Here is a 6099-nt window from a genome sequence, read left to right as displayed (position 1 = left end):
CCGTCTTCCACAGGCTGATCGCAAACGGAAAGAAGCCAATCGTCGCCCTCACAGCCCTCATGCGAAAGATCGTCGTCATCCTCAACGCCAGAACGAGAGACCACCTCAACGATATGAGTTGATGACGGCCTGTGGGCGAGGCACCGGCCTGCGCATCATTTCCGCCGGTCCTGTCCCCCTAGCCCGTCCCGGCTCGACGCGGCGCGCCGTCCGGGAGGACGCGGAGAGAGGGCGGTGTGCCGGATGGCGTCCCAGGGCGCGCGTCGTGCGTGGGGCGGGAGGCGCTCATCCCATTCCACGGCTGTCACGCCCGCGAAGACGGGCGTCCAGTATCCGCCGGGGGTATATGGTCGCGCGACAGCGGACGCCTCCAGTCTTCCGAGGGCGGCTCAACGGCTCGGTCCGCACGACCTGTGGTTACTGGTTCCCGGTCTCCGGCTTCGCCGGAACCGGGACGACAGCCTGTGGGTGAGGCACCGGCCTGCGCATCATTTCCGCCGGTCCTGTCCCCCAGCCCGTCCCGGATCAGCGCTGCGCGCCGTCCGGGAGGGCCAAAGGGGGTGGCGAAGGGCGCCGGCGAGCGTCTGCTCAGAGAGCGAACTGATAGGCGGCCGGCAGCCAGCGATAGCTCTCGCCGCTCGCCTGGACATAGCCGAGCGCCGGGAAGGGCATGTGATAGCCCGTCACCGGGATCCTGTCGGCTGCGACCATGTCGAAGACGCGCTTGCGGGTCGCCGCCGCCTTCTCCTTGTCCATGTCGAAGCGGACATGCCAGTCAGGACGCTGGATCGAGGCGACGAAATGATTCGCCACATCGCCCCAGATCAGCAGCCGCTTGCCGCCGCTCTCCACATGGAACGAGAGGTGCCCCGGCGTGTGACCGGCGGTGTCGATGCCGGTGATGCCGGAAACCACCTCGCCGCCGTCGCCGATGAAGGTCATCTTCTCGGCGAATGGCGTCACGTTGGAGCGCACCAGCGTTGCGACGCGCTCGGTCGGCCCGGACAGGCGCTCCTCGGCGGACCAGAAGTCGTATTCGGCCTGACCGGCGACATAGCGGGCGTTCGGATAGGCCGGCGCATCGCCGGTCATCAGCCCGCCGATGTGATCGGGATGCATGTGGGTCAGCACGACGATGTCGACCTGCTCGGGCGTGTAGCCGGCCGCGGCAAGCTGGGCGGTCAGCGTGCCGGCATCGCCGCCGAGGCCGGTGTCGAAGAGGATGAGCTGCGCGCCGGTGTTGACGAGAACCGGCGTGAAGCCGTTGACCATCTTCTCGGACGGCAGGTTGTTCGCGTCGAGCAGTTCGGCGACCGCCGCCGCCTCCTGATTCTCGCCGAAGATCGGATGCGGCCCGTCCATGGCGCGCGCGGCGTCCAGCAGGGTGGTGACCTCGAAGTCGCCGAGCTTGATGCGGTTGAAGGTGGGGCCGGCGGCGCCGAGCATCGGCGCTTCGGCGCGCACGCGCACGCTGCCGGAGACGATGGCGGGGGCGGCAAGAGCGGTGACGGCGGCGCCGGTCAGCAGCGTCCTGCGGTTGAGGCTGAGTTCGATCATGTCCGTAAACCCTCCCATTGATCCCAAGGCTCCCCAGCGGCACTTAGGCCCGCCGGGCATGACGGAAAGCGGCGCTCACGCATCCGTGAAGAGGACGCGGGGATCCGCGGCCCCGCGTCTCACGCCTCGCGCAGCTTGCCGCGCTTCAGATGCTCGTCGAGGCGAGGCATGATCTCGACGAAGTTGCAGGGCATGTGCCGGTAGTCGAGCTGCCACTTGAGGATGCCGTCCCAGGCATCCTTGCAGGCGCCCGGCGAGCCGGGCAGCACGAAGACATAGGTCGCGTCGATGACGCCGCCGGTCGCCCGCGACTGAATGGTCGAGGTGCCGATCTTGTCGTAGGAGATGCGGTGGAAGACCTCGGAAAAGCCGTCCATCTTCTTCTCGAACAGCGGCTCGATCGCCTCCGGCGTGACATCGCGTCCGGTGAAGCCGGTGCCGCCGGTGGTGATCACCACGTCGACATCGGGCGAGGCGGTCCAGGCGCTCACCACGGCGCGGATCTTCTCCACGTCGTCGGTGACGATGGCGCGGTCCGCCAGGCGGTGGCCGGCCTCCTCGATCCGGGCGACCAGCGTGCCGCCGGAGCGGTCCTCCTCCAGCGAGCGGGTGTCGGAGACGGTGAGGACGGCGATGTTGAGCGGAACGAAGGGACGGCTGTCATCAATGCGATGCATCGGCATGATGATCCTCGTGGAGCGCAGGGCCCTGCCCTGAGGCGATGGTTGCTATTTGCCCGCAAGGATAGGGCGGGTCACACTCGGGCGCCAGCGAGGACCGACTGGCAGGGGACCGGTGGGGCGGCACGAGGAGCGGACGATGGACTGGACGAGACCGATCAATGCCTATTGCGAGCGGCTGGGACCGGAATTCTGGGCCGAGCCGGTCAACGCGGTGACCAACGGCGCCTTCCTGATCGCCGCCCTTTTCGCCTGGCTGCTGTGGCGGCGCAGGGCGCCGGGCGATGCCGGCGTGCTGTTTCTGGTCATTGTGGTCGCCGTGGTCGGCATCGGCTCCTTCCTGTTCCACACCTTCGCCAATCGCTGGTCGGCGCTGGCCGACGTGGTGCCGATCGCGGTCTTCATCTACGCCTATTTCTTCCTGGCGATGCGGCGCATCCTCGGTCTCGGCCTCGGCTGGTCGATCGGGGCGACGCTGGCCTTCCTCGCCGCCAGCTACGGCGTGGCGCCGCAGCTCTCCGGGATCCTCGGATCCTCCGCCGGCTATGCACCGGCCGCGCTCGCCATCTTCGGCGTTGCCGCCCTTGCAGCGCGGCGATGCCCGCCGGCCAGCGCGCCGCTGGCGCTTGCGGGCACGGTTTTCGTGATTTCGCTTGCTTTCAGAATGAGCGATATCCCATTTTGCCCGTCTTTCCCTTTGGGAACGCATTTCGTATGGCATTGCCTGAACGCGCTGGTCCTGTACCTGCTGATTCGCATCCTCGTCCTGTTCGCGCCGCTCGCCCGCGCCGCCGAGCCGGCGGGCGCGAGGGGCGGGTGACCGCCGCGGACCGGATGTGCCAGCGGACCCGCCGCCTGCCAGCCTTAAGTGGATCGCGATGACCGAGAAAAAAACCGATATCCTGCCCGCCAACGATCTCGATGAGGCCGCGCTCTACTATCACCGCCATCCGCGCCCGGGAAAGCTGGAGATCCAGGCGACCAAGCCGCTCGGCAACCAGCGCGACCTGGCGCTGGCCTATTCGCCCGGCGTCGCCGCGCCCTGCCTGGAGATCGCCCGCGATCCCTCGCTTGCGGCCGAATACACCGCGCGCGCCAATCTCGTCGGCGTCGTCTCCAACGGCACGGCGGTGCTCGGGCTCGGCCATATCGGGCCGCTGGCCTCCAAGCCGGTGATGGAGGGCAAGGCGGTCCTGTTCAAGAAGTTTGCCGGCATCGATGTCTTCGATATCGAGGTGGACGAGCTCGATGTCGACAAGTTCGTCGACGCGGTCGCCGTGCTCGAGCCGACCTTCGGCGGCATCAACCTGGAGGACATCAAGGCGCCTGAATGTTTCATGATCGAGCGCGCGTTGCGCGAGCGGATGAACATTCCGGTCTTCCATGACGACCAGCACGGCACGGCGATCATCGTCGGCGCCGCCGTCAAGAACGCACTGGAGCTTGCCGGCAAGGACATCGCCAAGGTCAAGATCGTCGCCTCCGGCGCGGGGGCGGCGGCGCTCGCCTGCCTCAATCTGCTGGTCTCGCTCGGCGCCTCGCGGGAGAACATCTTCGTCACCGATATCGAGGGCGTCGTCTACAAGGGCCGCGAGACCCTGATGGACGAGTGGAAGGCGCTGTTCGCGCAGGAGACCGACGCGCGCACGCTGGCCGAGGTGATCCCCGGCGCCGATGTCTTCCTCGGCCTGTCCGCCGCCGGCGTGCTGAAGCCGGAGATGGTCGCGGCGATGGCCGCACGGCCGCTGATCCTGGCGCTGGCCAATCCCAAGCCGGAGATCATGCCGGAGGCCGCGCTCGCCGTGCGCGACGACGTGATGATGTGCACCGGCCGCTCGGACTATCCGAACCAGGTCAACAACGTCCTGTGCTTCCCCTATATCTTCCGCGGCGCGCTGGATGTCGGCGCCACCACGATCAACGAGGAGATGAAGCTCGCCGCCGTTGCCGCGATCGCCGAACTCGCCCGCGAGGAGCCCTCGGAAGTGGCCGCACGCGCCTATGGCGGCGTCTCCGAGACCTTCGGCCCGAAATATCTGATCCCCTCGCCCTTCGACCAGCGGCTGATCCTGCGCATCGCCCCGGCGGTGGCGCGGGCGGCGATGGAGACCGGCGTCGCGGTGCGCCCGATCGAGGATTTCGACGCCTATCACGACCGGCTGAACCGCTTCGTCTTCCGCTCCGGCCTGATCATGAAGCCGATCATCGCGGCGGCGCGCGCCAGCGAGACGCGGATCATCTATTCCAACGGCGAGGACGAGCGCGTGCTGCGCGCCGCGCAGGTGCTGCTGGAGGACCGGCTGGCGCGGCCGATCCTGATCGGCCGTCCCTCGGTGATCGAGAGCCGCTGCGAGCGCTTCGGCCTGAAGATCCGGCCGGGCCGCGACTTCGAATGCACCAATCCGGAAGACGATCCGCGCTACCGCGACTATGTCGACACGCTGTTCTCGCTGATCGGCCGGCGCGGCGTCACGCCGGAGGCCGCGCGCACCATGGTGCGCTCCAACACCACGGTGATCGGCGCGCTGGCGCTGCACCGGGGCGAGGCCGACGCGCTGATCTGCGGCCTGGAGGGGCGCTACTCCAAGCACCTGGCCGATGTGCGCGGCATCATCGGCAACGCGCCGGGCGTGCAGGACTTCTCCGCCCTGTCGCTGCTGATCAACTCGAACGGCGCGACCTTCTTCACCGACACCTATGTGACGGTCGATCCTTCGGCGCGCGAGATCGCCGAGACGACGATGCTGGCGGCCGAGGAAATCCGCCGCTTCGGCATCACGCCGCGTGCCGCGCTGCTGTCCGCCTCGAACTTCGGCTCGCGCGACATGGCCTCGGCCGACAAGATGCGCGCGGCTCTGGACCTGCTCAAGGAGATGGTGCCGGACCTGGAAGTCGACGGCGAGATGCATGGCGACAGCGCCCTGTCGCTGGCCATGCGCGGCCGGGTGATGCCGGATTCGCGGCTGACCGGAGAGGCGAACCTTTTGGTCTTCCCCTCGCTTGATGCCGCCAATATCGCGCTCAACCTGGTGAAGGTGATGACGGACAGCCTGCATGTCGGCCCGATCCTGCTGGGAACGGCCAAGCCGGTGCATATCCTGACGCCGTCGGTGACCTCACGCGGCGTGGTCAACATGTCCGCCTTCGCGGCGGTGGAGGCGCTGACGCGAAATCGCGCCTGACGGCGCGATTTCCTTTGCCGGCTTTGTCATGATCGTGTTGACTTCCGTCATGAAAGCTTCGTCCGGCTGATGCATCCTGCCATGTCTGACGCGGCGCTGCAGGATGGACGGAATGGCACATTTCCTCGTGGTCTATGCCACGACCGAGGGACAGACCCGCAAGATTGCCGAGCGGGTGGCCGCAAGGCTGAAGGGCGCGGGGCACAGCGTGACGCTGGTCGACGCCAAGGCGGCGGCTTCGCTTGAGCTCGGCTCCTTCGACGCGGCGGTGCTCGCCGCCTCCCTGCATGTCAGCCGGCATCAGCCCGAAATGCTTGACTTCATCCGCCGGCAGCGGGCGCGGCTGGAGAGCGTCCCGACGGCCTTTGTCTCCGTCAGCCTGTCCGCCTCCTCGCAAAAGGCGGAGGACATCGACAATGCCCGCGAGGCGGCAGAAGTGATGTTCGACGATCTCGACTGGGAGCCGACGCGCCTGCATCTTGCCGCCGGCGCCGTGCGCGACCGGCAGATGGGGTTTCTCAAGCGCTGGGTGATCCACCGCATCCTGCGGCAGAAGGGCGTCGAGATGGACCCGTCCGGCGAGATGGAGTTCACCGACTGGCCGGCGCTGGACGCATTCATCGACGGCTTCGTCGAGGAGACGTTGGCGGCGGGCCGGGAGTTCGCCTGACGGCGTCTCC

5 protein-coding genes are annotated in these 6099 nt (G+C 67.7%); 3 read left to right on the top strand and 2 right to left on the bottom strand.

Translation table 11 applies throughout. The features are described from left to right. Positions 1–588: 588 nt before the first annotated feature. Positions 589–1557 (bottom strand): MBL fold metallo-hydrolase, encoded by a 969-nt coding sequence (locus TSB10GB4_RS06075; protein WP_186394982.1) that lies wholly within the window; start codon positions 1555–1557, stop codon positions 589–591. Positions 1558–1676: 119 nt separating this feature from the next. Then, the gene (gene moaB, locus TSB10GB4_RS06070; protein WP_186394981.1) at positions 1677–2234 is read right to left on the bottom strand and encodes a molybdenum cofactor biosynthesis protein B; all 558 of its coding nucleotides are present in this window, start codon (positions 2232–2234) and stop codon (positions 1677–1679) included. 142 nt (positions 2235–2376) lie between these two features. On the opposite strand from moaB, the gene TSB10GB4_RS06065 reads away from it, so the two are divergent. The 3 genes from TSB10GB4_RS06065 (at position 2377) to TSB10GB4_RS06055 (ending at position 6089) form a co-directional block, all read left to right on the top strand. Next, positions 2377–3057: a ceramidase domain-containing protein gene (locus TSB10GB4_RS06065; RefSeq protein ID WP_186394980.1), complete on the top strand. Its 681-nt coding sequence runs from the start codon at positions 2377–2379 to the stop codon at positions 3055–3057. 58 nt (positions 3058–3115) lie between these two features. Then, a complete protein-coding gene (locus tag TSB10GB4_RS06060) occupies positions 3116–5419 on the top strand; it encodes an NADP-dependent malic enzyme (RefSeq protein ID WP_186394979.1) in 2304 nt (767 codons plus the stop codon). Positions 5420–5531: 112 nt separating this feature from the next. Then, the gene (locus TSB10GB4_RS06055; protein ID WP_186394978.1) at positions 5532–6089 is read left to right on the top strand and encodes a flavodoxin domain-containing protein; all 558 of its coding nucleotides are present in this window, start codon (positions 5532–5534) and stop codon (positions 6087–6089) included. Positions 6090–6099: the final 10 nt, after the last annotated feature.

The organism is Stappia sp. TSB10GB4, from assembly GCF_900185745.1.
Classification (GTDB): Bacteria; Pseudomonadota; Alphaproteobacteria; order Rhizobiales; family Stappiaceae; genus Stappia.
The sequence above is the reverse complement of the archived record's forward strand: the minus strand, read 5'-3'. Positions and strand labels throughout refer to the sequence as shown.

Excerpts from the sequence above, each read along its gene's own strand:
- TSB10GB4_RS06075 (WP_186394982.1), bottom strand. The coding sequence starts at position 1,557 with ATGATCGAACTCAGCCTCAACCGCAGGACGCTGCTGACCGGCGCCGCC.
- moaB (WP_186394981.1), bottom strand. The coding sequence starts at position 2,234 with ATGCATCGCATTGATGACAGCCGTCCCTTCGTTCCGCTCAACATCGCC.
- TSB10GB4_RS06065 (WP_186394980.1), top strand. The coding sequence starts at position 2,377 with ATGGACTGGACGAGACCGATCAATGCCTATTGCGAGCGGCTGGGACCG.
- TSB10GB4_RS06060 (WP_186394979.1), top strand. The coding sequence starts at position 3,116 with ATGACCGAGAAAAAAACCGATATCCTGCCCGCCAACGATCTCGATGAG.
- TSB10GB4_RS06055 (WP_186394978.1), top strand. The coding sequence starts at position 5,532 with ATGGCACATTTCCTCGTGGTCTATGCCACGACCGAGGGACAGACCCGC.